This window comes from Allobosea sp. P4_C6, assembly GCF_056402015.1.
In genome coordinates this window covers 1-1992 of record NZ_JBFUIF010000208.1, presented here as the reverse complement: position 1 = coordinate 1992, position 1992 = coordinate 1, and the positions used below count along the sequence as shown (strand labels likewise).

At 59.2% G+C, this 1992-nt stretch carries 2 protein-coding genes; both read right to left on the bottom strand.

Annotated features, from left to right (window positions below; genetic code table 11):
* Window positions 1-199: 199 nt before the first annotated feature.
* Window positions 200-499 (bottom strand): VOC family protein, encoded by a 300-nt coding sequence (locus AC1DVA_RS27985; protein ID WP_476808066.1) that lies wholly within the window; start codon window positions 497-499, stop codon window positions 200-202.
* The coding region (locus AC1DVA_RS27980; protein WP_476808065.1) for an FAD-dependent oxidoreductase at window positions 492-1992 on the bottom strand (1501 nt) is incomplete at its 5' end. The genes AC1DVA_RS27985 and AC1DVA_RS27980, both read right to left, overlap by 8 nt.

The following is a 1992-nucleotide window of genomic DNA, read 5'->3' as shown; positions in this document are numbered from 1 at the left end:
GTTCCGTGGTCCTCTCGGACGCACCGTTTTCAGCGCGAGCAAGCGCCGCCTCTATCTCAGAAGCGGCAAGCACTCCTTTTCGCTTCAGTTCCTCAAACAGGGCGGCGACAGAGAGCATTAGGCCTTCAAGCTGCAAGTTGGCCGTGTTCATTGTAAACTCCCGAATGAAATATGGTGTGGTTCTAATAGCAGCGTCGGTTCATTTGCCGTGACGCGTGACCGCCTCGATCTTGTTTCCGCCCGGATCAAGCACAAATAAGGAACAACCCACCTTCAGCCACCCTGAGCCGAAAGCGATATGGACGCTGTTTCCTGCGCTCGCCCGCTCGCCGTTGGCGCCCGTTTCCAAGCTGACCAGCAGACTCGATACGCCAAAATCTGTGGGGTATGCGTTTTCCGTTAGGCTGAGAAAGCAAACACACTCGAGCACGGCGTCATATAACTCTCTGCTGGCCAAGACATTGGTTCCGAGCGAGATATGATAATCATGACTATTCATCAACATCCGAGAGCGGTCCGATAGCCGGGGCGTTCAATACGCTCCCGTCCGGAGAGAAATGCGATCCGTGGCAAGGGCAATCCCAGCAGACTTCGAACGAGTTCCAATGAAGGTGGCAGCCAAGGTGCGTACAGACCGCCAACTTCTCGATGACCTCGCCCTTCTCGGTCCGGTAGGCGGCGATTTTGCTCAGGCCGCGCCTCACGATCGCGCCTTGACCAGGCTTGAGCTCGTCGATGGAGGTCAGCTCGCCGGGAGCGAGGTACTCGGCGAAATTTTTCACCGCTGTAATGTTCTCGCTGACATAAGTCGTCGCGGCCTTAAGAGGCTTCCGGTTGGGRTCGTAGACTGCGGTCAAATAATTCTCTCGCCCGAGAATGAGGTCGGGAATGAGCAGGCCGGCAACCACGCCGTGGGTGATGCCTTGCCCGGAGTCGCCRGCGGAGACCAGGACACGTTCGCTGCCGGCCTCGCGTCCGATGAAGCCGCAATAATCGAGCGTATCCATGACCTGCCCCGACCAGCGATAGCGTTCCGGACCGAGATCCGGGACGAGGGTCTTGATCCAGGAGGTGAGGGCGGCGAAACGCGCATCGGCATCGTCAGCCTCGCCCGTCTTGTGATCCTCGCCACCGACGATGAGGATGTCCTTGCCGTCTTCGCCAGGCGTCAGGCGGACATAGTGATAGGGATCTTGCGTATCCCAGTAGAGCGCGTCGTTCAGCTTCCCCGCCTCGATTTCGAAGCCCATGGCGTAGGTCCGATAGGGCGCCTGCTTGGTGTGAAGGGCGACGAGATCATGGATGGGAGAATTCGTCGCAATAACGGCATGCCCGACCGTCACAGTGTGACCTGACTCCAACTTTAGCTCGACGTGGTCATCCCCCTCCTTCACCTCGATAACTGCGGTGTTGGCATGGAGGCGCGCGCCTTTCTTGGTGAGCGCATCCGCCACGCCTCGGAGATACTTAAGCGGATGAAAAGTCGCCTGAGCCGGGTAGCGTAGGAACGGGCGCTCGTCGAGTGTCCGCAAGGGCAGACCTTTTCCGCGTTCGACGGTGACCCCGATGTCCATCGCCGCGGAAACCTCGTCGTCGAGGACGCTCTCGTCGCTTTCCGGATCCAGGAAAAGGATTCCGTCGAGACGCCTAAACTCGCAGTCTATCTGAAGCTCTTTTTGGATAGACTCGATCCGATCAACGGCGGCACTCTGGCTTGCGTGAAATCCCTTCGCCAGCTCCTGCCCGCGCATCGATAGCAACTCGCTCAGGGAATCGTCGCAAATGGGCGCAAGATGGGCAGTGGTGCGGGATGTCATGCCGCCGGCGATCGCACCTCGATCAAGCACGACGACGGATAGACCGCGCACTGCAAGTTCATAAGCGATGGACAGGCCCGCGATGCCTGCGCCGACTACCGCCACGTCTGCCGCGTGGTCCGCCTGAAGGCGCCGGGCGTCGGGTGCTACCTTTACATCCATCCAGACCGAACGG